The 22,256-nt window shown below is 70.9% G+C and carries 16 protein-coding genes, 2 tRNA genes and 1 pseudogene; 5 read left to right on the top strand and 14 right to left on the bottom strand.

All coding sequences use genetic code 11. The features are described 5' to 3' along the window. Positions 1 to 74: 74 nt before the first annotated feature. Positions 75 to 848, top strand: a complete 774-nt coding sequence (locus QWI33_RS19890) for an NAD(P)-binding domain-containing protein (protein WP_289958894.1) — start codon at positions 75 to 77, stop codon at positions 846 to 848. Between the two features lie 125 nt (positions 849 to 973). Further along, positions 974 to 1,831 carry a DUF4097 family beta strand repeat-containing protein gene (locus QWI33_RS19885; protein ID WP_289958893.1) on the top strand — a complete coding sequence of 286 codons (858 nt, stop codon included), beginning with the start codon at positions 974 to 976 and terminating at the stop codon, positions 1,829 to 1,831. A gap of 15 nt (positions 1,832 to 1,846) precedes the next feature. Here QWI33_RS19885 and QWI33_RS19880 read toward each other — a convergent pair whose 3' ends face one another. Next, positions 1,847 to 4,981, bottom strand: a complete 3,135-nt coding sequence (locus tag QWI33_RS19880; protein ID WP_289958892.1) for an AfsR/SARP family transcriptional regulator — start codon at positions 4,979 to 4,981, stop codon at positions 1,847 to 1,849. Positions 4,982 to 5,220: 239 nt separating this feature from the next. Between QWI33_RS19880 and QWI33_RS19875 the strand changes: the two genes are divergently transcribed. Both QWI33_RS19875 and QWI33_RS19870 read left to right on the top strand, forming a co-directional pair. Beyond that, positions 5,221 to 5,769: an RNA polymerase sigma factor gene (locus tag QWI33_RS19875; protein WP_289958891.1), complete on the top strand. Its 549-nt coding sequence runs from the start codon at positions 5,221 to 5,223 to the stop codon at positions 5,767 to 5,769. Next, a complete protein-coding gene (locus QWI33_RS19870) occupies positions 5,759 to 6,016 on the top strand; it encodes a hypothetical protein (RefSeq protein ID WP_289958890.1) in 258 nt (85 codons plus the stop codon). Before QWI33_RS19875 ends, QWI33_RS19870 begins: the two co-directional genes overlap by 11 nt. Before the next feature lie 193 nt (positions 6,017 to 6,209). Here QWI33_RS19870 and QWI33_RS19865 read toward each other — a convergent pair. Continuing rightward, positions 6,210 to 7,463, bottom strand: a pseudogene (locus tag QWI33_RS19865) (MFS transporter); the annotation flags it as partial. Positions 7,464 to 7,568: 105 nt separating this feature from the next. Here QWI33_RS19865 and QWI33_RS19860 point away from each other — a divergent pair. Continuing rightward, the gene (locus QWI33_RS19860; protein WP_289958888.1) at positions 7,569 to 8,654 is read left to right on the top strand and encodes a DUF5937 family protein; all 1,086 of its coding nucleotides are present in this window, start codon (positions 7,569 to 7,571) and stop codon (positions 8,652 to 8,654) included. Positions 8,655 to 8,723: 69 nt separating this feature from the next. On the opposite strand, the gene QWI33_RS19855 is transcribed toward QWI33_RS19860, so the two are convergent. The 12 genes from QWI33_RS19855 to dnaA form a co-directional block, all read right to left on the bottom strand. After that, positions 8,724 to 8,796: transfer RNA gene (locus QWI33_RS19855), tRNA-Ala, on the bottom strand. Positions 8,797 to 8,910: 114 nt separating this feature from the next. Further along, complete coding sequence (locus tag QWI33_RS19850; RefSeq protein WP_218125197.1) at positions 8,911 to 9,042, bottom strand: DLW-39 family protein; 132 nt, start codon at positions 9,040 to 9,042, stop codon at positions 8,911 to 8,913. Positions 9,043 to 9,156: 114 nt separating this feature from the next. Beyond that, a complete protein-coding gene (locus QWI33_RS19845) occupies positions 9,157 to 9,759 on the bottom strand; it encodes a flavodoxin family protein (protein WP_289958887.1) in 603 nt (200 codons plus the stop codon). 120 nt (positions 9,760 to 9,879) lie between these two features. Continuing rightward, positions 9,880 to 9,956 (bottom strand) — tRNA-Ile (locus QWI33_RS19840). 160 nt (positions 9,957 to 10,116) lie between these two features. Next, positions 10,117 to 10,827, bottom strand: a complete 711-nt coding sequence (locus QWI33_RS19835) for a DUF3566 domain-containing protein (RefSeq protein WP_289958886.1) — start codon at positions 10,825 to 10,827, stop codon at positions 10,117 to 10,119. Beyond that, entirely contained in the window at positions 10,828 to 13,332 is a 2,505-nt protein-coding gene (gene gyrA / locus QWI33_RS19830) for a DNA gyrase subunit A (protein ID WP_289958885.1), read from the bottom strand. It lies immediately after the preceding gene. Positions 13,333 to 13,374: 42 nt separating this feature from the next. Next, entirely contained in the window at positions 13,375 to 15,333 is a 1,959-nt protein-coding gene (gene gyrB, locus QWI33_RS19825; protein WP_353895525.1) for a DNA topoisomerase (ATP-hydrolyzing) subunit B, read from the bottom strand. Between the two features lie 301 nt (positions 15,334 to 15,634). After that, positions 15,635 to 16,090, bottom strand: coding sequence for a DciA family protein (locus QWI33_RS19820; protein WP_289958883.1), 456 nt, complete (start codon positions 16,088 to 16,090; stop codon positions 15,635 to 15,637). Then, positions 16,080 to 17,216 carry a DNA replication/repair protein RecF gene (gene recF, locus QWI33_RS19815; protein WP_289958882.1) on the bottom strand — a complete coding sequence of 379 codons (1,137 nt, stop codon included), beginning with the start codon at positions 17,214 to 17,216 and terminating at the stop codon, positions 16,080 to 16,082. The genes QWI33_RS19820 and recF overlap by 11 nt, the downstream gene beginning before the upstream one ends. A 93-nt stretch (positions 17,217 to 17,309) precedes the next feature. Further along, positions 17,310 to 18,185 carry a phosphogluconate dehydrogenase (NAD(+)-dependent, decarboxylating) gene (gnd, locus tag QWI33_RS19810; protein ID WP_289958881.1) on the bottom strand — a complete coding sequence of 292 codons (876 nt, stop codon included), beginning with the start codon at positions 18,183 to 18,185 and terminating at the stop codon, positions 17,310 to 17,312. Between the two features lie 83 nt (positions 18,186 to 18,268). Beyond that, positions 18,269 to 19,417 (bottom strand): DNA polymerase III subunit beta, encoded by a 1,149-nt coding sequence (dnaN, locus tag QWI33_RS19805; protein WP_289958880.1) that lies wholly within the window; start codon positions 19,415 to 19,417, stop codon positions 18,269 to 18,271. A gap of 392 nt (positions 19,418 to 19,809) precedes the next feature. Beyond that, positions 19,810 to 21,654: a chromosomal replication initiator protein DnaA gene (gene dnaA, locus QWI33_RS19800; RefSeq protein ID WP_353895524.1), complete on the bottom strand. Its 1,845-nt coding sequence runs from the start codon at positions 21,652 to 21,654 to the stop codon at positions 19,810 to 19,812. Positions 21,655 to 22,256 lie beyond the last annotated feature (602 nt).

The raw sequence follows: 22,256 nt of genomic DNA, 5'->3' as shown, positions 1-22,256 counted from the left end.
GTCGAAAATATTTCGGATCGGTGCCGTCCGGTCCGGTGTGCATTAGCCTCAAGACCGACACGAAGGAGCACCCAGTGGAACGCATCGGATTCATCGGCGTGGGCGAGATCAGCGCCGCCATGGTGGAAGGCCTCTGCGAAGGGATCGACGCGCCGCCGCCGATCAGCCTCTCCCCCCGGGGCGCGGCCACCGCCGCCGCACTCGCCGCCCGGTACCCGAACGTCGAGGTCCGCGCGAGCAACCAGGAGGTCGCCGACCACGCCGACGTCCTCGTCCTCGCCGTGCGCCGCGCCGACCGGCACGACGCCCTCGCCGGCCTCCGGATCGGCGCCGCGACCACGGTCGTCAACGTCATCCCCGGCGTCCCCGAAAAGGAACTGCGCGAACTCCTGCACACCGAAGCGGACATCGTCGCCGCCATCCCCCTCCCCACCGTGCGCGAACGGCGGTCCGTCACCGTCACCTACCCCGCCCACCCGGTGGCCGACGCGCTCTTCGAGCGGCTCGGCGGCGCCCAGCCCGTCGCCGACCCGACCGCCTACAACGTGTGCTCCTCCCTCTCCAGCACGCTGAGCACCCACTACGCCTACCTCGCGGCCCTCACCGAATGGGCCGCCCGGCACGGCGTCCCGGCCGAAGCCGCTGACCGGTACGTCCGCAGCCTCTTCCAAGGCGTCGGCCGCTCGCTCGCCGACGAGTCCCGCCCGCTCGGCCGCCTCGCCGCCGAGCACGAGACCCCCGGCGGCAGCAACGAGCGCATCCGCACCACCTGGTTCGACACCGCCAACGCCGCTGCCCTGCAAGCCGCCCTCAACGGGCTCCTCGCCGACCTCGAGCAGCCGCAGTGAACAGTGCATACGCCATGCGCTGAGGCGTGTCAGGGGCGGTGACAGGCCGAAGCAAGGCCGGTGACAGGACGCGGGGCCATCGTTGGGGCATCACGCCAGCGAGCCGCACCGAAAGAGGCACCGACATGCACACCTTCGACACCCCCGCCCCCGTCACCGCCGTCGTCGACATCGTCCTGGGCGACATCCGCTTCACCGCCGCCGACCGCGGCACCACCGTCGTCGACGTCGCCCCGATCGACCCCGGCCGCGCCCTCGACGTCGAGGCCGCCGCCAAGGTCAACGTCGAGTTCGAGGCCGGTCGCCTGCGGGTCTGGCAGCCCAAGCTGCGCTCCGCCTTCGCCCGCAAGTTCGGGTCCGTGCGCATCAGCGTGCAGCTCCCGACCGGCTCGAACGTGCAGGGCGACACCGCCGACGGCGAGTACGTCGTCCAAGGCTCGGTCGGCACCTGCCGCCTCAAGAACGCCATCGGCGACATCAAGGTCGCCGAGGCCGCCGAAGTGCGGCTCGCGACCAGCGCCGGCCGGATCGCCGTCGACCGCGTCCACGGCAGCGCCGACATCAGCGGCAGCGGCGACCTCCGCGCGGCCCGCATCGGCGGCGAGGCCGCGGTCAAGAACATCGGCGGCGACACCTGGATCGGCGAAGCCGGCGGCGACCTGCGGGCCAGCTCCTCCCAGGGGCCCATCACCGTCGGCGTCGCGCACGCCGGGGTCCGGGCCAAGACCGCGATCGGCGCGATCAGCGTCGGCGAGGCCCTCGCCGGGCCGATCGACCTGCACGCGGCCGTCGGCAGGCTCGAGGTCGGCGTCCCCGAGGGCACCGACGCGCGCCTCGACGCGAAGACCCCCACGGGCCTGGTGCGCAACGAGTCGCAGCACGCCGGGGCGGCCCGTCAGATCGCGGTCAAGGCCCGCACGAGCGGCGGCGACGTCATCATCCGCAACGTCACCGGGTCGGAGCAGATCCAGAAGGCGGCATAAGACCGTTGCGGCCCTTCACTCCCCGAGGACGGCCTCCGCCAGCTCCTTCCAATCCGCCTCACGCCCCTCGCGCATCGCCTCGTCGAACCCCGGTTCGCCGAGGCGCTGCCGCGTCGCCTCCGCGATCCGGTGGTAGTCGGGCTGCGAGAGGTCCCGGGTGCCGCGCACGGCGTCGCCCGCCGCGAGCAGCCGCACCGCCGCCGCGTCGTCCCCTTGGCGCAGTGCGAGATCCGCGAGGCCGTGCAGCGCCTGCGCGATCATCGGCGGGTGCCCGAGGTTCACGGCGGCCCCGAAGGCCGCACGGCGGTGCCCGCGGGACTCGGCGAGGTCGTCGGCGAGGTGGGCGCGCAGGTCGGACACCATGAGGTCGATGCCCGAGCTGTGCCCGCCGGGCCGGTACCGGACGGCCGCGAGCTGCGCCCGCGCCTCGTCCGCGTCGCCGCGCCAGCGCGCCAGGTGCGCCTTCGCCAGGGCCAGTTCGGCGGCGGTGTCGGGCCAGGCGATCCCGTCGGCGGCCAGGTCGGCGGCGGCCATGGCGGCCGCGCTCGCGCGCTCGTCGCCGAGCAGCCAGTGCAGCTGCGCCTGCCGGGCGCGCACGGCGGCCACCTCCTCCCGGGCGCCGAGTTCGGCTTCGGCGGTGGCGGCCTCGTCGTAGGTGCGGCAGGCGTCGGCGAGCTCGCCGCGCATGGCGAACCGCTCGGCGCGGAAGGCCTGCGCCTGCGAGATGCCCCAGCGGTCGCCGAGGGCGCGGAACTCGGCGAGCGCGATCGCGAGCTCGTCGTCCGCGTCGGTCTCGTCGCTGCCGATGGAGAGCCGCAGCCAGCAGCGCGAGAGGCGGGCCTGCGCGCGCACCCACGGGTCGTCGCCGTCGACGAGGGGGTCGAACGCGGACAGGAAGTCGTCCGGCGCTTTCAGCATGCGGTACAGCGGTTCGGTGAACCCGAGCAGCGGGTGGCGGGAGCCGCTGCGCTGCGCGAGGTCGTGCCCCCGCTCGATCCACTCCTGCGCCTGGAACTGGTCGCCGCCGGCCCCCGCGGTCAGGAACATCGTGACGGCGGTGCAGGCCAGGGCCTGCACTTCGGCGGGCACGCCGTCGCCGGGCAGCGAGGCCGCGGCGAGGCTCAGCTCGGTGCCCTCGGCTTTGCGGCCGGAGAGGTACCAGTACCAGGCGGTCGAGCCGGCGAGTGCCATCGCGTCCTCGGACCAGCCGTCCGCGATCGCCTCCCGCAGGGCCCCGATGAGGTTGTCGTGCTCGGCTTCCAACGCGGCCAGCCACTTGAGCTGGTCGGCGCTGCGCAGGAGCGGGTCGGCGGTCTCGGCGAGCGCGTTGAGGTAGGCGAGGCGGGCCCGGCGGGCCGGTTCGGTCCCGCCGGCCTCGTCGAGGCGCTGGGCCGCGTACTCGCGGATGGTGCTGAGCATCCGGTAGCGGGGCTCGTTCTCGCCGTAGGCGACGAGCAGGGACTTCTCGGTGAGGGCGGTGAGCAGGTCGAGGGCGTATTCGCCTGCGGGGCAGACCCGTTCGGCCGCTTCGAGGCTCACGCCGCCGGTGAACACGGCGAGGTTCTGGAGGAGTTCGCGTTCGGCCTCGTTGAGGAGGTCCCAGCTCCAGTCGACGACGGCGCGGAGGGTCCGGTGGTGGGCCATCGCGGTGCGGCTGCCGCCGGTCAGGAGCTGGAAGCGGTCGTCGATGCGGTCGGCGAGCTGGTCGACGGACATGGTGCGCAGGCGGGCGGCGGCGAGTTCGATGGCCAGGGGCATGCCGTCGAGGGCCCGGCAGATGCGGGCCATGGTGGCCAAGGTGGCGTCGTCGCCGCCGATGTTGCGGCGCACGGCTTCGGCGCGGTCGCGCAGGAGCCGCACGGCCGGGGAGGCGGCGGCCTCCTTCGGGCTCGCGTCCTCGGCGGGCAGCGCGAGCGGCTCGACCTGCCAGAGCGCCTCGCCGGTGATGCCGAGCGGTTCGCGGCTGGTGCTGATGATGCGCAAGGACCGGCATTCGCCGAGGAGCCGGTCGGTGAACGCCGAGACCTCCTCGATCACGTGCTCGCAGTTGTCGAGGACGAGGAGCATCACGCGGTCGCGGATCGCGGCCACGAGCCGGTCGGTCGCGTCGCCGCCCGCGGCGCCCTGCTGGTCGCGCAGGCCGACGGCGGTGAGGACCGCTTGCGCGAGTTCGCCTCCGGCGCCGCCCGCGCCGACTGGGCTGACCGCGGCGAGTTCGACGAGCCAGGCGCCGTCGGGCAGGTCGCCGAGCATCGTGCGGGCGGTCTCGACGGCGAGGCGGGTCTTGCCGGCGCCTCCGGGGCCGTGGAGGGTGACGAGGCGGTGCCGGGACGCGAGGTCGGCGACCGCCGCCACCTCGTCGTCCTTGCCCACGAACGCGGTCAGCTCGGAGCGGAGGTTGGTGCGGCGGTTCTCGGTGCGCCCGCCGATCTCCCCGCGCAGCAGCGCGATGTTCAGGGCCGAGAGCTCCGCGGAGGGGTCGACGCCCAGTTCCTCGCCGAGGCGTTCGGCGAGCTGCTGGTAGGCCGTGAGCGCCTCGGCGCCGCGTCCGGCTTCGGCGAGCGCCCGCATGAGCGCCGCCACGAACCCTTCGCGCATCGGGTACCGGTTGACGAGGTCGGTGAGCTCGGTGACGAGGTCGGCGCCGCGCCCCAGCCGCACCTCCGCGTCCACGCGGTCGCCCAGGACCGCCACATACCGGTCGTTGAGCCCCACGACGACGGCGTCGAACGCCTTGCTGCCCAAGAGGGCGATGCCTTCGAGAGCGGTGCCGCGCCACTCTTGCAGGGCCGCGCCCAGGAGTGCGGCCTTCTCGGCGTCATCGGCGTTGCGGGCCCGCGCGACCAGGTCCTCGAAGCGGCTCACGTCCACCGCGTCGGGCTCGACGGCCAGCAGGTACCCGCCCGACTTCGACTCGACCGCGCCCTTGGGGAGCGCTTTGCGCAAGCGGGACACCAGGACCTGCAGGGCGTTCGCCTCGTCCGCGGGCGGCTCGTCACCCCAGATCCAGTCGACCAGGCGCGAGCGCGGCACGATCCGGCCCGGCTCCAGCGCCAGCGCCGCGAGCAGCGCCCGCGACCGCGCCCCCGGGACCTCGAGGGGCTGGTCGCCCACCTGGACCTGAAACGCGCCGAGCAATCCGATTCTCACCGGCCCATCTTGCCGCATCAGCGCGCACGCCATCAACGCCGCTGTCAGCCCGTCCGGGGCCGCGGGAGAAAATCAGGGCGGACGCGAATCCTTCGCGCCCCTGCACGCCTCTCTTATCCGACCGGTCAGACGGGCCGGTCCGGATAGGGAGGTCGTCATGGTCGTCGCCATCGCAATCGGAGTCCTGGTGCTGCTCATGGGCGTCTGCAGTGTCGTAGTGCTGCGCAGGAGGGCACGGCGTGGATAGGACCGCCTGGCCCGACGAAGCGCTCATCGCCGCCGCCCAGGACGGGGACGGCCGCGCGATCACCGCGCTCGTCTCCGGCTCGCACCCGCACGTGCGCCGGTTCGCCCACTCGCTCTGCACCACACCGCAGGACGCGGAGGACGCGGCGCAGGAGGCGCTCATCATCCTGTACCGCAAGATCGGGATGCTGCGCGCCACCGGGGCGCTCGCGGCCTGGATGTTCCGCATCGTGCGCAACGAATGCGTCCGGCGGGCGAAGCTCGCCATGCGCCACCGCGAGCCGCTCCCCGACCGGACGGTGCCCTCAGCGGAGGATGCAGCGCTGCAGCTCCTGGAAGCGGGGATCGTCGCAGACGCGATCGCCGCGCTCCCGGCCGAGCAGCGCCGCGTGCTCATCATGCGCGACGTCCAGGGCTACAGCGGCCGCATGACCGCCGACGCGCTCGGGATCAGCACGGCCGCGATGAAATCCAGGCTCCACCGCGCCCGCGCGGCAGTCCAGGAGGAGCTCGACCGCGCAGGAGGCCGCCATGGCGGGTGACGGGAGTTTCGCGAGCAAGTCCGTGCCCCGCCATGTGGCGCGCGGCGTCCTCGGCTTCGGCCTCTTGATCGCCGCGTTCGCGCTCCTGCCCGCCTTCGGGCTCGTGAGCCTCGTGCTCGCCCCGGTCGGCCTGCTCGCACTGCGCGGCTGCCCCGTGTGCTGGGTGCTCGGGCTCATCGAGACGGTCTCCCGGGGGCGCCTGCACCGCGAATGCGTGGACGGCAGCTGCCAGTTGCAGCGCCGCTAGGGCCGGCGCGCACCCGTGGCGCCGGTGGCCGACGCGATCCCGGCACCGCCATCGCGTCGGCACGGCCACTGGGCCGCAGAACGACCTGCCCGATCCACCGGGCAGGTCCCGGACCGGCGGCGGTCGAGCGACCGCCGCCGGTCACCGGCCGGCGAACGTCCGCCGCCGGGGTCACCCGCGACCCCACCGGCGCCTACGACCTCGCGTGGCTCGCCTCCGGAACCCTGTGCGCACTCGCCGCGGCCATGTCCCCGGCGATCAAGCGCCCCGCCTGGTCCTTCTCGGCGGCAACGGCTCCCGCGGCGGCGAGCGTCCCCGCGGCGAGGCCGCCCCAGAGCGCGACCGGGCCGTGGGCGGCGAGCACGGTGATGACCGCGGGGGAGACGGCGAGGCCGAAGCCCGTGGACATCTGGAAGCGCGAGAGGGCCCGCCCCAGCAGATGCGCGGGGGCGACGGCGGTGACGAGCGCCGTGGCGCTGCCGGCGTAGAGGATCTCGCCGAAGGTGCAGACCACCGACACGGCGGCGACCGCAGGCGCGCCCCAGCCGTGCCCGAGCAGGGTGGCCGCAAGGAACCCGAGATAGGACGCGGCGATGACGGCACCCGCCAGGACCAGCGCGGCCCGCCGGGAGTACCGGGCCATCAGCATCGTCACGGGCACTTGCAAGGTGACCACCAGCACGGTGTTCGCCACGAAGACCAGCGCCGACCACATCGGTGACGCGTCCAAGTGGGTCACCAGGATCAGCGGCAGCGCGATCTCGGGCACGTTGAGGCAGAACACGTAGATCACGTTGGCGCCCAGCAGCGTCCGCATCCGCGGCGCCGGCCCCTGGGCCTCGGCGACGGCGGCTTCCGGGTCGGCCCGCACCTTGACCGACCACGCCAGGGCCGCCGCGATCAGGTAGGCGAGTCCGGTGGCGCCCGCCAGCACCTGCATCGCGAGTGCGCCCCCAGTCAGGAACGCGGTCGCGAGGAGCGCGCCCGCGCCCATCCCGGCGTTGCGCAGGGCGCGGCCCACCGCGAGGGCCGTGTCGCGCTCGCGACCATGCGAGACCGTCGCCACGAGGGCCGCGTGCGCGGCGGGCCACGCCTGGTTGCCGATGCCGAGGAAGAGCGCCGCCGCCCCGAACATCCAGACGCTCCCCGCCGGGGCGGCCAGCAGCAGCACCACGCCCGCCACCCGCACCAGCATCGACGCCGCCACCACGGTGCTGCGCGCGCCCCGGTCGAGCCAGCGTCCCACCGCGGGCATGCACCCCAGGCCCGCGACGATGCCCGCGGTCATCGCGACGCCGGTGGCCGGCGCGGAGAGCTCCAGCACGAGCATCCCGTAGAGCAGCAGGAAGGGCCGGAGCAGTCCGGTGCCGATGGCGTCCACGGCCAGCGCGAGCGCGTAGCGGGGGCCTCCGGAGGCGCGGACGAGCGGCCGGAGCTTGGTGGTGGTTCCGTGGGCGGAACGGGTGGGTGGGGCGGGGGGGCCGGGGGGGTGGGTTGACGATGTCCGTCAACCGACGCGGCGGGCGCTCTGGCGTGCGGGGATGATGGGGGAGTGACGCTGAGGATCGAAATCGGCGGCCTGGGGCCGGGGCAGCTGCGGTTCGCCGCCTCCCCGCTGGCCGAGCTGACCGCGATGCTGCACGTGCTCGCCGAGCCCGGGCACCACCCGCAGTACGCCGGCTGGGCCGCGGACGTCTGGGCGGGGCTCCCGCCGGAGCTGGCCGAGCGGCTGCGGGAGGCCGAGTTCCTCTGGCGCTCTTCACGAGCCGGCTTCCTGGTCCCCGCCCGTCCCCGGCTCACCCTCGCCGAAGAGCTGGACGACGTGGACCGGATCGACGACGAGGCGTACGTGACCGCCGCGCTCATCACCACGTGCGGCAACAACCGGGTGCGCTTCGGCGCGCCGTCGCCCCTCGCCGACGAGACCGCCCGCAACCGGGCACTGGACCTCGCCCAAGCCCGCGGCGCCCTCCAGGAGGCCTTCGCCGAACGGCTCCTCGCCGACCCCGCCGCCGTGCGGGAGCGGGTGCGGCGCACCCTCGAGCAGTGCGCCGAGGCCTTCTTCGACGACGCCTGGGCGAACGCGGCCGTGCCGCTCGCCACCGACCTGCGCCTGAAGCACCACCTCCTGCAGCGCCAGGGCGTCGGGCCGGCGCTCGCCTCGATCTCCAGCGCCGTCGCCCTGTCGCCCGACGGCGGCCACATCATCGTGGACAAGCTGCAGGACAAGGCGATCACCGCCCAGGGCACCGGGGTCACCTTCCTCCCCAGCGTCTTCGGCCGCCCGCACCTGGTGGTGATCACCGCGACCGGATGGCAGCCGGTCGTCCAGTACCCCGTCGCCGAGGCGGGTCCGTCGGCGCCGGTGCCCCTGGAGACCGTCACCCGCCGCCTGGAGGCGCTCGCGCACCCGGTGCGGCTGCGGCTGCTGCGCACCCTCGCCCGAGGGCCGCACACCACCGGCGAGCTCGCCCACGCCTGGGAGCTCTCGGCGCCGGAGGTCTCCCGCCACCTCGCCGTCCTGCGCCGCGCCGGCCTGCTCACCGCGGAGCGGCACGGCCGCTACGTCCGCTACACCCTCAACCTTCCTGACCTGACGGCACTGGGAGCCGACACCCTGGCAGCCGTCCTGCGCTGACGGGCACGATGGCGGGCAACGCGAGAGCGGCGCCAGCCCTGAAGCTGACGCCGCTCTCGTTCCATGCTGTGGAGCCTAGGAGAATCGAACTCCTAACCCCCTGCTTGCAAAGCAGGTGCTCTGCCAATTGAGCTAAGGCCCCTCGGTCAGTCGCGCGGACGGAACCCTACGGGACTGGACCTCTCCAAGTATCGCCGTTGCGCTCACCGCAACAGCGAGGATACCCGGACGGCAGTGAGCTGGCTAACGCAATTCGCTAGCGCACGTCCTCGGCGGAGGTGGTGGCCTCGTGCCACAGGGTGCGGTCGTCGTTGATCGACTTGACCTTCTTGGCCACGACGAACGCGACCGTGGCCACGCCGGCGACGATCAGGATCTTCTTCCACATGGACCCAGGCCCCCATATCAGAGATTGCCGCGTACAGCAACACCGTGATCGGCATTGCACGATGCGCCTCAGCATAGCGAACCGCGACCCGGCCAGCCGCCGGGCCGGTACCTGTCAGTACAGGACGCCCGGTGTCTGCGTGGCGGAGTCCGCAGGGGCGGTGCGGAAGAAGGTCTCGGCGGCGGCGCGGGCCCTGCCGTCGCGGTCGACGTCGCCGGGGCGGGAGCCGTAGCCCAGGAGCACGCCCCGCCAGTCCATCTTCAGGTAGGCGGCGCTCAGGCGCAGCGTCCCGGCGAGCGGCGCGGCCGCGCCCGCGGCGTCGTCCGCGTACGCGGTGACGCCCCACAGGCGCCGGCCCGCCATGCGGGCCTTGAAGTCCAGGCCGGGGACGCGCATCCAGCCCGACCAGTAGTCGAGGTAGTGCTTCACCGAGGCGCTCACCGAGTACCAGTACAGGGGCGAGGCGATCACGAGGTCCGTGGCGGCGAGGGTCGCATCCTGCACGAGCCGCTCGGCGCCCTCGGCGGCCGGCGTCGTGCCGTCCCCGGTGTGGCGGCGGTCGTGGAACGGCGGCAGGCCCAGCTCGCCCAGGTGGATCCACCGCTGCGTGGCCTCGGGTTCGAGCTGCTCGGCGGCGGTGCGGGCGAGGGCCTCGGTGTTCCCGCCGGTGCGGGAGGAGCCGAGGAGGAACAGGAACGAGCGGGGCGCGTCGGGCATGGCGGGCTGCTTTCTCGATGAACGGGGTCCACCGGGTGCAAGGCCCCGGGCGGCCCGGATGTTCCGCGGGGCGGCACAGGCCACAGGCATGAAAAAACCCGCCGTGAACCGGCGGGTTGTTGGTGGGCGTACCAAGACTCGAACTTGGGACCTTCGAGTTATCAGCTCGACGCTCTAACCACCTGAGCTATACGCCCTTATAGGTTGCGGCCTCATCGGCAGCGCTGAGAAAGATTACCGCATCCCGATATCGATCGCGATATAGGCCCCCTGCGGTGAGGGACGGCCGTCACTGCCGCGATCGGGGAAGGCGAATGCCCGCGGCCGCCAGGCCGCGGGCATTCGGTTCGCTTGCCGCTAGTCGCGTTCGGCGAGCGTCACTTCGACGCCGCCCACGAGGTCGGCGCACACGTTGTAGATGAACGAGCCGAGCGTCGCCAGCGCCGTGAACAGGACCATGTTCACCACGCCGAGCAGGGCCGCAGCCCCGATGACGCCCTTCGCGGTGATCCGGAAGGTCTCCGTGCTGCCGCCGGCGGCGTCGTCGGCGTTGGTGCCCATGAGCATCTGCAGCATGTCGTTCACGGTGTCGAACACGCCCATCGCGTCGAGCGCGATGTACAGGACCGTGGTCGCCACGACCATCACGATGAACAGCACGATCGAGACGGCGAACGAGAACTTCATCACCGACCACGGGTCGATCCGCTTGAGCCGCAGGCGGGCCCGGCGCGGGCCGCGAGCGGCCGCCTGGCTCACCGCGGCGCGGGCGGCGCGGACGGCGTCCGCGACGCGGGCCGAGGACGCCACGCCCGCGGCCTGGTTCGCCGCGGTGTTGCCCGTCGATGAGGACGGGATCGAGTCCGGGGTCACCGGCGGCGGCGTCATGCCCGGCGGGCGGCGCAGCGTCAGCGTCTGGTCCTGGGCGGGAGCGGACGGCGCAGTGGAAGCCGACGACACCGAGTCCTCGGATTTCACCTGCTCGGCCGGCGCGGACGTGTCGGAGACGAACTCCGGAACGTCTGCATCGCGCTCGGTCTCCGCAGCGGTGGCCTTCGCTTCGGTCATCTACTCGTCCTGCCCCTCATCGGGTTCCGGTTCCTCGGCGCTCTGGGTGATCGCGAGCAGCGAGACCTCGTCGGGCAGGTCGATCAGCTTGACGCCCATAGTGTTGCGGTCCGAAGTCTGACGGACCGGCTGCACCGGAGTCCTGATGACGCCTCCCTCCGAGGTGATCGCGAACAGCTCGTCGTCCGGCGTCACCGACAGCGCCCCCACCAGGTCGCCGCGCCGTTCCGTGATCTTCGCGGTCAGGACGCCCTTGCCGCCGCGGCCCTGCTGCGGGTACGCGTCGACCGGAGTCCGCTTCGCGTAACCGCGGCTGGTGGCCACGAGGATGTCCATATTATCGCGCAGAACGATCATGGTGAGCAGTTCGTCGTCCCCGACGAACCGCATCCCGATCACACCGCTGGTCGCGCGGCCCATGGGCCGCAGCGCCTCGTCGGTCGCCTGGAAGCGGATCGACTGCGCCTTGCGCGAGACCAGCAGCAGGTCGTCCTCCTGCTGGATGAGCGCCGCGCCCACCAGCTCGTCACCGTCGCGCAGGTTGATGCCGATGAGGCCGCCCGTGCGGGGGGAGTCGAAGTCCGTGAGCTTGGACTTCTTGACCAGGCCGTTGCGGGTCGCGAGCACCAGGTACGGCGTGACCTCGTAGTTGGCCAGCTGGATGACCTGCGCGATGTGCTCGTCCGGGCCGAACGCCAGGATGTTCGCCACATGCTGCCCACGGGCCGTGCGGCTCGCCTCCGGCAGCTCGTAGGCCTTCGCCCGGTAGACGCGGCCCTTGTTGGTGAAGAACAGGATCCAGTCGTGCGTGGTGCACACGAAGAAGTGGCTGACGATGTCGTCCTGCTTGAGCTGCGCGCCCTGGACGCCCTTCCCGCCGCGCTTCTGCGAGCGGAACGCGTCGGTCTTGGTGCGCTTGACGTAGCCGCCGCGGGTGATCGTGACCACGATGTCCTCGCGGGCGATGAGGTCCTCCATGGACACCTCGCCGGCGTCGGGCATGATCACCGTGCGCCGCTCGTCGCCCCAGCGGGCCACGACCGCGCCGAGCTCCTCGCGCAGGATGAGGCGCTGCCGCTCGGGCTTGGCCAGGATGTCGGCCAGGTCGGCGATCTTCGTCTCGATCTCGGTGAGCTCGTCGATGATCCGCTGCCGTTCGAGGGCGGCGAGGCGGCGCAGCTGCATGTCGAGGATGGCCACGGCCTGGATCTCGTCGACGTCGAGCAGGCTCATCAGGCCCTGCTTCGACTCCTCTGCCGAAGGCGAGCGGCGGATGAGCGCGATCGTCTCGTCGAGCAGGTCGAGGGCCTTGGCGAGGCCGCGCAGGATGTGGGCGCGCTCCTCGGCCTTGCGCATCCGGTACTGGGTGCGCCGGACGATGACCTCGATCTGGTGCGCCACGTAGTAGCGGACCATCTGGGCGATGTTCAGCGTCCGCGGGACGCCGTCGACCAGCGCGAGCATGTTCGCGCCGAACGTGTCCTGCAGCTGCGTGTGCTTGTACAGGTTGTTGAGCACGACCTTCGGGACCGCGTCGCGCTTGAGCACGACCACGATCCGCATGCCGGTGCGGCCCGAGGACTCGTCGCGAATGTCCGCGATGCCGCCGAGCTTGCCCTCTTTGACGAGGTCGGCGATGCGCTCGGCCAGGTTGTCGGGGTTGACCTGGTACGGCAGTTCGGTGACGACGAGGCAGGGGCGGCCCTTGGAGTCCTCCTCGACCTCGATCACGGCGCGCATGCGGATCGAGCCGCGGCCCGTGCGGTACGCGTCCTCGATCGCGGCGCGCCCGAGGATCGTGGCGCCGGTGGGGAAGTCGGGCCCGGTGATGATCCCGAGGATCTCCTCCAGGGCCTCCTCCTCGGTGGCCTCCGGGTGGTCCAGGCACCAGTCGACGGCCGCCGCGACCTCGCGCAGGTTGTGCGGCGGGATCTTGGTGGCCATGCCGACCGCGATGCCCTCGGAGCCGTTGATGAGCAGGTTCGGGATCCGCGAGGGCAGGATCGTGGGCTCGGTGGTCTTGCCGTCGTAGTTCGGCTCGAAGTCGACCGACTCCTCGTCGATGTCGCGCAGCATCTCCATCGCGAGCGGCTCGAGGCGCGACTCGGTGTACCGGTGCGCGGCGGCCGGGTCGTTGCCGGGGGAGCCGAAGTTCCCCTGGCCGTCGATGAGCGGGTACCGCAGGCTCCACGGCTGCGCCATGCGCACGAGCGAGTCGTAGATCGCGGAGTCGCCGTGCGGGTGGAACTGGCCCATCACGTCGCCGATGACGCGCGAGCACTTGACGTACCCGCGGTCGGGGCGGTAGCCGCCGTCGTACATCGCGTACAGGATCTTGCGGTGGACCGGCTTCAGCCCGTCGCGCACGTCGGGCAGCGCGCGCCCGACGATGACGCTCATGGCGTAGTCGAGGTACGAGCGCGACATCTCCACTTCGATGCCGACCGGCTCGATGCGGCCTTGGCCCTCCGGGATCTCAAGCTGGTCTTGGTTGTTCTCAGGCACCAGTGCTTCCTTGCTTGTCGTCGGAACGTGGTCGGCGGGCCGCTAGATGTCCAAGAAGCGGACGTCCTTGGCGTTCTCCTGGATGAAGCGGCGGCGGCTCTCCACGTCCTCACCCATCAGGACGCTGAAGAGCTCGTCGGCGGTTGCCGCATCGTCGAGCTGAACCTGGAGGAGGTTGCGCTGCGCGGGGTCCATGGTCGTCTCCCACAGCTCGGTGTAGTTCATCTCACCGAGACCCTTGTAGCGCTGGACGCCGTCGGAGCGGCGCGGGTCGGACTTGCCCGAGGCGAGGCCCGCCTCGATGATCCGGTCGCGCTCGGCGTCCGAGTAGGCGTAGTCGACCAGGTCGCCCTTCTTGTTCCACTTGATCTTGTACAGCGGCGGCTGGCTCATGTACACGTGCCCCAGCTCCACGAGCGGGCGCATGAACCGGAACAGCAGCGTCAGGAGCAGCGTGTTGATGTGGTGGCCGTCGACGTCGGCGTCCGACATCAGGATGACCTTGTGGTAGCGGAGCTTCTCGGCCTCGAACTCCTCGTGGATGCCGGTGCCCAGGGCGGTGATCATGCCCTGGACCTCGTTGTTCTTGAGGATCTTGTCGAGGCGGGCCTTCTCCACGTTCAGGATCTTGCCGCGGATGGGCATGATCGCCTGCGTGCGCGGGTTGCGGCCCTGCTTCGCGGAGCCGCCGGCCGAGTCGCCCTCGACCACGAAGATCTCGCACTCCTCGGGGTTCGTGGACTGGCAGTCGGCCAGCTTGCCCGGCATGGAGGAGGACTCCAGCAGGCTCTTGCGGCGGGCCAGCTTGCGGGCCTGCTGCGCGGCCTTGCGGGCGTTCGCGGCGCTGGAGGCCTTCTGGATGATGATCCGCGCCTCTTTGGGGTGGCGGTCGAGCCAGTCGGGCAGGTGCTCGTTGCACACCTTCTGCACGAAGCTCTTCACCTCGGTGTTGCCGAGCTTCGCCTTGGTCTGGCCCTCGAACTGCGGCTCGCGCAGCTTCACCGAGATGATCGCGGCCAGGCCCTCGCGGATGTCCTCGCCGGAGAGGCGGTCCTTCTCGGACTTGATGATCTTCTTCTCGAGCCCGTACTTGTTGATCGTGTTCGTCAGCGCCGAGCGGAAGCCCTCTTCGTGGGTGCCGCCGTCGTGCGTGTTGATCGCGTTCGCGAACGTGTAGACCGACTCCCCGTAGGACTCGTTCCACTGCATCGCGATCTCCAGCGACTGCTCGGACTCCTCGGCCTGGAAGGCCACCACCGACTGGTGGACGGGCGACTTCGCGGCGTTGAGGTGGCGCACGAAGTCGGCGATGCCCTCGTCGTACTTGAAGACCACGTGGCGGACGTTGCCGTCGACGTCGTAGTGGTCGGGGCGCTCGTCGCGCAGGGTGATCGACAGGCCGCCGTTGAGGAACGCCATCTCCTGGAGGCGGCGGTAGACCGTGTTGTAGTCGAACTCGAGGGTCTCGAAGATGTCCCCGTCGGGCCAGAAGGTGAGGATCGTGCCCGAGGCGTCGGTGGGCTCGCCCTTCTCCAGCGGGCCGGGCTGCGCGTGCTTGTAGTCCTGGCGCCACACGAAGCCGTCGCGGCGGATCTCGATCGAGACGCGCGTGGAGAGCGCGTTCACGACGGAGACGCCGACGCCGTGCAGACCGCCCGAGACCGCGTAGGTCTGGGAGTCGAACTTGCCGCCCGCGTGGAGGACCGTGAGGGCCACTTCGACACCGGGCTTCTTCAGCTTGGGGTGGAGGTCGACCGGGAAACCGCGGCCGTTGTCCTGGACGCTGACGCCGCCGTCCTCGGTCAGGGTCACCACGATGTCGGTGCAGTAGCCCGCGAGGGACTCGTCCACCGAGTTGTCCACGACTTCCCAGATGAGGTGGTGCAGGCCGCGCTCGCCGGTCGAGCCGATGTACATGCCCGGGCGCTTCCTGACGGCCTCGAGGCCTTCGAGGACCTGCAGCGAACTGGCGCTGTACTCGTCCTGCTGCTTCGCCGCCACCGGCAACTCCTTCTGTCGTCGTTCACGGTCAGTAGTGAGAAAGTTAGTCCATGGCTGTGACACTTTTCAGCCATCTGGCCTTGGACCTGCCTGAATGTCTGGTCCAAAGGGGCCGGCAGGCGCGCCGACCATGGCAGCGCCGCCACGACAATGGCCGGGCGCCGCGAGCGCCGGCCGGACCGCATCCGCCAAGTCTACTTGGCCCGGACTTCTGTAACCGCTTCCGTGCGCCTCGTTGTCGTCACAGTCGCACCGAGGGGCGGGGACATGAACCCCCCTACGGACTCAGGGGTGTGCGGCTTCAGAACGTGTCACGGGAGCCATTAAACCGTACGCGCCGCGGACCGAAGGAACGTGTCGGCTGCTTCGGTCCGACGATCTTCAGGCGCTTGACGACGCTCGGCCCCAGGGCCGCGGCGAGCTTGCCGTGGATCTGGCGCGAGAACAGCCGCAGCTGCGTCGCCCACGCCGTCGACTCGGCCACGACGAGGAGCTCGCCGTTCTCGAGCTGCTCGGGCCGGCAGTGGCTCGCGATGTCGGCGCCGACGATGGCCTCCCACCGGCCGAACACCGAGGCGTCGGCCACCTTGCGGGTCCAGCCGTTCTTGCGCACGACCTGGGGGAGCAGGCTCCCCAGCGTCTCCGGGTCGCGCTTGTCGGGGCCGGGACCGGACCACTCCTTGCGGAAGCGCGGGTCGTCGGACTTGCCCCGGCGCCTGGGCCGGGGGCGGTAGTCGTAGCCGCCGTTAAAGGACACGTTTGACCTCGCCTTCCCACACGTCGTAGCGGGCGCCGGTGAGCCGCTCGGGGACGTCCCCGGCGACGGCGCAGGTGATGAGCGTCTGCGGGGCGGCCTCGGCGTACTCGGCGAGGCGCTCGCGCCGCGTGCCGTCGAGCTCGGCGAACACGTCGTCGAGGATGAGGATCGGGGCCGTGCCGTCGGCTCGCAGGAGTTCGAAGGCGCCCAAGCGGAGTGCGAGCGCGACCGACCAGGTCTCGCCGTGCGAGGCGTAGCCCTTCACGGGCATCGAGCCGAGCCGCAGGTCGAGGTCGTCGCGGTGCGGGCCGATCAGGGTGGTGCCCCGTTCGACCTCCTTGGCGCGGGCCCCGGCGAGCGCGGCGCCCAGACGCGCGGTGAGGACGTCCTGGTCGGCGGTGAGGTCGGCGCCGAGTTCGGACTCGTACGCCAGGTGCACCTCGGCGCGCCCGTCGGCGATCTTGGAGTGGGCCTTGCTGATCGGCTCCGTGAGGTCCTCCAGGAGCGCGAGGCGCCCGGCCATGAGCTCGGCGCCGTGCCGCGCGAGGTGCGCGTCCCACGCGTCGAGGGTGGCCATCTCGGCCCCGCCGGGGCCGCGGCCGCCGGTCTTCTTCGCGAGGTAGGCCGTCCGCAGGAGGGTGTTGCGCTGCTTGAGGACCCGCTCGTAGTCGGCGCGGACCCCGGCGAAGCGGGGGAAGCGCGCGCTCAGCAGCTCGTCGAGGTAGCGGCGGCGGGCGGACGGCTCCCCGCGCACCAGCGCCAGGTCCTCGGGGGCGAACGCGATGGCCTTGAGCGCGCCGATGATCTCGCGCGGGCGCTTGAGGTCGGTGCGGTTGAGGCGGGCCTTGTTGGACTTGCCGGGGACGATCGCCAGCTCGGCGAGGAGGCGCCGGGAGTCGTGGACGATCTCGGCCCGGACGACGGCCTGCTCGCAGCCCTGGCGGACCAGGGGGGCGTCGGAGGAGACGCGGTGGGAGCGGAGGTTCGCCAGGTAGACCAGGGCCTCGACCAGGTTGGTCTTGCCGTGTCCGTTGGGGCCCACCAGGATCGATGGTCCTTCGTCGAACAGGACTTGGGCATGCGCGTAGGACCTGAAGTCCGTCAATTGCAGCTGTCGTACGCGCACGCCTCTATGATGCCCGCTCGCCCGACCCGGAACGCACCGAGTGCCGAGACTGCGTCCCGGCACTCATCGCTTCGCGGCTCGGGCCGCGTTCGGCTACTCGGACTTGACGGCGTGTCCGCCGAACTGGTTCCGGAGCGCCGCGACGGCCTTCATCGCCGGGGAGTCCTCCTGGCGAGAGGTGAACCGCGCGAACAGCGACTCGGTGATCGCCGGGAGCGGGACGCGCAGGCGAATGCCCTCGTCGACGGTCCAGCGGCCCTCGCCGGAGTCCTCGACGTAGCCCTTGACGCGGGCCAGCTCGGGGTCGTCGGTGAGGGCGCGGTCCATGAGGTCGAGCAGCCAGGAGCGGATCACGGTGCCCGAGCGCCAGGACTTGAAGATCTCCGGGACGTTGTCGACGTGTTCGGAGGCCTCGAGCAGCTCGTAGCCTTCGGCGTAGGCCTGCATCATGGCGTACTCGATGCCGTTGTGCACCATCTTGGCGTAGTGGCCCGCGCCGACGCCGCCGGCGTGGACGAAGCCGAACTCGCCTTCGGGCTTGAGCGCGTTGAAGATCGGCATGAGCCGCTCCACGTCGCCCTCGGCGCCGCCGACCATGAGGGCGTAGCCCTCGGTGATGCCCCAGACGCCGCCGGAGACGCCCGCGTCGACGTAGCCGATGCCGCGCTCGGCCAGGAGCGCGGCGTTCACGGCGTCGTCGGTGAACCGCGAGTTGCCGCCGTCGATGACGATGTCGCCCTCGGCGAGCAGCGCGCCCAGTTCGGCCACGGTGGACCTGGTGGGCTCCCCTGCGGGGACCATGACCCAGATGGCCCGGGGGCCGTCGAGGGCGGCGACGAGCTCGCCGAGCGAGCCGACGTCGGCCACGTCGGGGTTGCGGTCGTAGCCGACGACCTGGTGTCCAGCCTTCTCGAGCCGCAACTTCATGTTGCCGCCCATCTTGCCGAGCCCGATCATGCCGAGTTGCATGTCGCGCCCCCCTTCACTTTTGAGTCCAGAAGGTTCCGCGGTCAGCGGAGTACGCGCCAGGGTCACTCACGTCGTTGTGCGGGTCAGGCGTCCCAACGCAATGGTTGCAGCATGTACAGGTACACGTCGTGATTTGTGTCAGATTCCTCATCTTCGGGCGCGGGCTGCCCGGTCATCACGACCGGCTTCCCCAGCTCGTTCATCTTGAACGCCGTGTAGGGCGCGTCCACAGCGGACAGGCCGTCGAGCAGGTACGTGGGGTTGAACGCGATCTTGCCCGGCTCGCCCTCGAGCGTGCAGTCCATCGCCTCGGAGGCCTTCGCGTCCTCGGCGCCGCCGGCCTCGACCACGAGGCCGTCCTCGTCGAACGAGAGGCGGATCGGCGAGTTGCGGTCGCCCACGAGCGCGACGCGGCGCGCGACCTCGATGAGGTCGGCGGTCTTGACGCGCAGGGTGGTCGCGTACGAGGTCGCGAGGAGGCTGCGCAGCGGCGGCAGCTGGCCGTCGAGCACGCGCGAGGTGGTCTGGCGGCCGCCGGCGATGAAGCCGATCATGCCGGGGGCGCCCTCGGTGCCGTGGGGCACGGCGATCGTCACGGGGCCGGAGAAGGACCCGAAGGTGCGGGCGGTGTCCGCGAGGGCCTTGGCGGGCACGAGGACGGTGACGGCCACGCTGGGGTCCCCGGGCTCCCACGAGGAGTCGCGGATGGCCATGCGGTAGCGGTCGGTGGCGAGCATGCCGATGCCGCCGCCGGTCATCTCGACCTGGACGCCGGTCATCGTCGGCAGGGTCTCGTCCTTGCCGGCGGCGACGGCGGTCTGCGCGACGGCGCGCGCGAACTCGTCGGCGTCGATGGTGCCGATGGCCTCGGGCATCTGGGGCAGGCTCGGGTAGTCCTCGAGCGGCATCGTCGGCAGGGTGAACCGCGCCGAGCCGCAGGTGAGTTCCGCGTGGGGGCCGTCGACGACGAAGTCGACGGGCTTGTTCGGGAGGGCCTTGACGATCTCCGACAGGAGCTTGCCCGAGACCAGGGCGGTCCCGGCGGACTCGCCGGTGACGGCCACGGTGACGCGAGTGGAGATCTCGTAGTCGAAACCGGAGATGGTCAGCTCGCCCTCGTCCACGGAGAGGCGGGCGCCCGCGAGGACGGGCACCGACGGGCGGGCCGGGAGGCTCTTGGCGGTCCACGAGACAGCGTCGGCGAAGGTGTCTCGGTCAACTTGGAACTTCATGGTTGGCTCCTTCTCGCTGAAGCTCGGTTGTTCACAGCGCTATTACTAATGAACTCTCTATAGATATAACTGTCGTCGTAGTAGTCGGTGCTGTGGATACTGTGGAAAACCCCTCTTTTCGCAGGTCGTTCCGGGTCCAGGCCTGTGGACGGACTGTGCATAACCTGTGGATGAATCAGGAGCTTATCCACAGGTCCCGACAATCGCCGAGTTTTCCACATCTCATCCACAGGTCTGTCCACAGCTTTTCCACAGGTTATGCACAGGGTTACCCACAGGAAAATCGCGAGTCGAAATCGCACTCCCGCGTGTTATCCACACGCCGTCCACAGGCTTTCCACAGAAATTCGCGGTTATCCACAGCTTTTCCACAGAGTTGTCCACAGGCCCGCTCATTCGCCGGTGTGTTTCAAACGGTTCGTCAATTCGGCGATCTGCGTGTAGAGCGCCCGCCGCTCGGCCATCTGCTTGCGGATCTTCTTGTTCGCATGCATGACCGTCGTGTGGTCGCGGCCCCCGAACGCCTGGCCGATCCGCGGCAGCGACATGTCCGTCAGCTCCCGGCACAGGTACATCGCGACCTGGCGGGCGTTCACGAGCACCCGCGAGCGCGAGTTCCCCTTGAGGTCGGCCGAGGCCACGCCGAAGTAGTCGGCCGTGGCCTGCATGATCTGGTCGACCGTGACCTCGGTGTTCTTCCCGCTCTCGGGGATGATGTCGTGCAGCACTTCCTCGGCCAGGCCCAGGTCCACCGGCTTGCGGTTGAGGCTCGCGTACGCGGTGACGCGGATGAGCGCGCCCTCGAGCTCGCGGATCGAGTGGTGGATCTGGGTGGCGATGAACTCCACGGCGTCCGTGGGGATGTTGAGGTCGTCCTGCACCGCCTTCTTGCGCAGGATCGCGATCCTCGTCTCCAGGTCCGGCGGCTGGATGTCGGCGAGCAGGCCCCACTCGAAGCGCGTGCGCAGCCGGTCCTCGAGGGTCTGCAGCTGCTTCGGCGAGCGGTCCGAGGAGATCACCAGCTGCTTGTTCGCGTTGTGCAGCGCGTTGAAGGTGTGGAAGAACTCCTCCTGCGTGCGCTCGCGGTCCATGAGGAACTGGATGTCGTCGATGAGGAGGATGTCGACGTCCCGGTAGCGGCGCTGGAAGGCCTGCTGGCGCCGGTCGGAGAGCGAGTTGATGAAGTCGTTCGTGAACTCCTCGGTGGTCACGTACCGCACCGAGTGGGCCGTGCCCAGGTCGTGCGCGTAATGGCCGACCGCGTGGAGCAGGTGCGTCTTGCCCAGCCCCGAGCCCCCGTAGAGGAACAGCGGGTTGTAGGCCTTCGCGGGCGCCTCGGCCACGGCGAACGCCGCCGCGTGCGCGAAGCGGTTGGAGGAGCCGATCACGAAGGTGTCGAAGTTGTACCGGGGGTTGAGCCGGCCCACCCCGTCGATGGCCTTGACCGGTGCGGAGTCCTTGTGCGACTTGGTGATCCCGCCCCGCCGGGCCGGGTCCGGGTCGTCCGAGGGCGGGGGAGCGACCGGCGGCATGGACCCGTGCTCCTTGCCGCCCTGGCGTGCGGCCGACTCCGAGAGGACCCGTTCGAGCTCCTCACCGGGGGGTTCGGGCGTGTGCTCCTCCCATCGCGACTCCACCGCCGGGGGCGCCGCGGCGGGGCCCGCCGGCTGGTGGGGGATCGCGGCCGGGCGCTCGGGCTCGGCGGGCGGGGCCGGTTCGGGCGCGCGCGGCGCTTCGGCGTCACCGGAACGGAACGCGGCACCGTCCGAAGGAGGAAAGGGAGCGGAGTCGAAGAGGCTGGGAGGGTTCTGCGCCGGGACGGGTCCGCGCGGCGCGGGCGGCTCGGCCGGCGGCGGCTGGTCGAACGCGGGGCGCTCGAAGACGATCGTCGCGTCCGCCGCCGGAGCGCCGTTCACCGGCGCCTCGGGGGCCGCGGGCGGCTCCTCGCTCACCGGGGCGGCCTCGGCCTGCTTCTCCTGCAGCGTGACCGCGATCTGCGTCGGCTGGCCCAGATGCCGGGAGAGGGCCTCGCTGATCGGCAGGCGCAGTTTCGACTCGAAGGCCGAGCGGGCGAACTTGTCGGGGGCGGCGACGATGAACGTGCCGGGCATCGACAGCACGGGCTGGGACAGCCGCATCCATGCCGACTGCTGACGAGTGAGCGCCGACGCGTCAGCCAGCTCGGCGGACACCGCCGACCAGACTGCCGACAGATCTTGGTCGGTCACCTTCGCCATCCCTCGCTTCTTCTGTCCATGTACGGGCTGTTTCGCGAAGTTCAGAGGCCGCACCAGGTAGGCTCCGATACAGGCGATCCGCACCGCCGCACCCGGTCGTCCCCAGTGCGCTCCAGCAAGTTTTCCACAGGTTATCCACAGGCCTTCAGCTGGCCTGTGCACATGCGCGCCTTGTGACAATGTTTCCTGAATCACGGTCATGACCAGCGTTTTCTTGTGAGGTCGCCGACGAAGCCGTTCGGGTGACACGGAAGTCGTCCACGATCCGCGCAAAGTTATCCACAGGCAGCTCGGAGCGGTCGCGGCGCTCCTGCACAGGCGTGGCGCCGGCGCGCGCGGCGACGGTCCCCAGGACGGTCGGGACGACGCACCGCTGTGCAGGCCCGCCTCGCAGGCCGCCCCCGCGGTGGCATCGGCCCCGACGCGGCGAGTAACATGAGCGAGTTGCCCTCTGGAAATCAGAGGGGCATGCCACACTCGCCGTCCGCGGCGCGGGCGACGCATGAATGCCCTGCTAGGCTGTTCTCCGCGTCCCCGTAGCCCCGATCCGGGGCTGGGCCCGAGGCCTGGCGCAGCAGCAACTTATTCGTAATGGGAGACTC

Source organism: Glycomyces tritici, from assembly GCF_030403505.1.
This window is presented reverse-complemented; position numbering and strand designations above follow the sequence as displayed.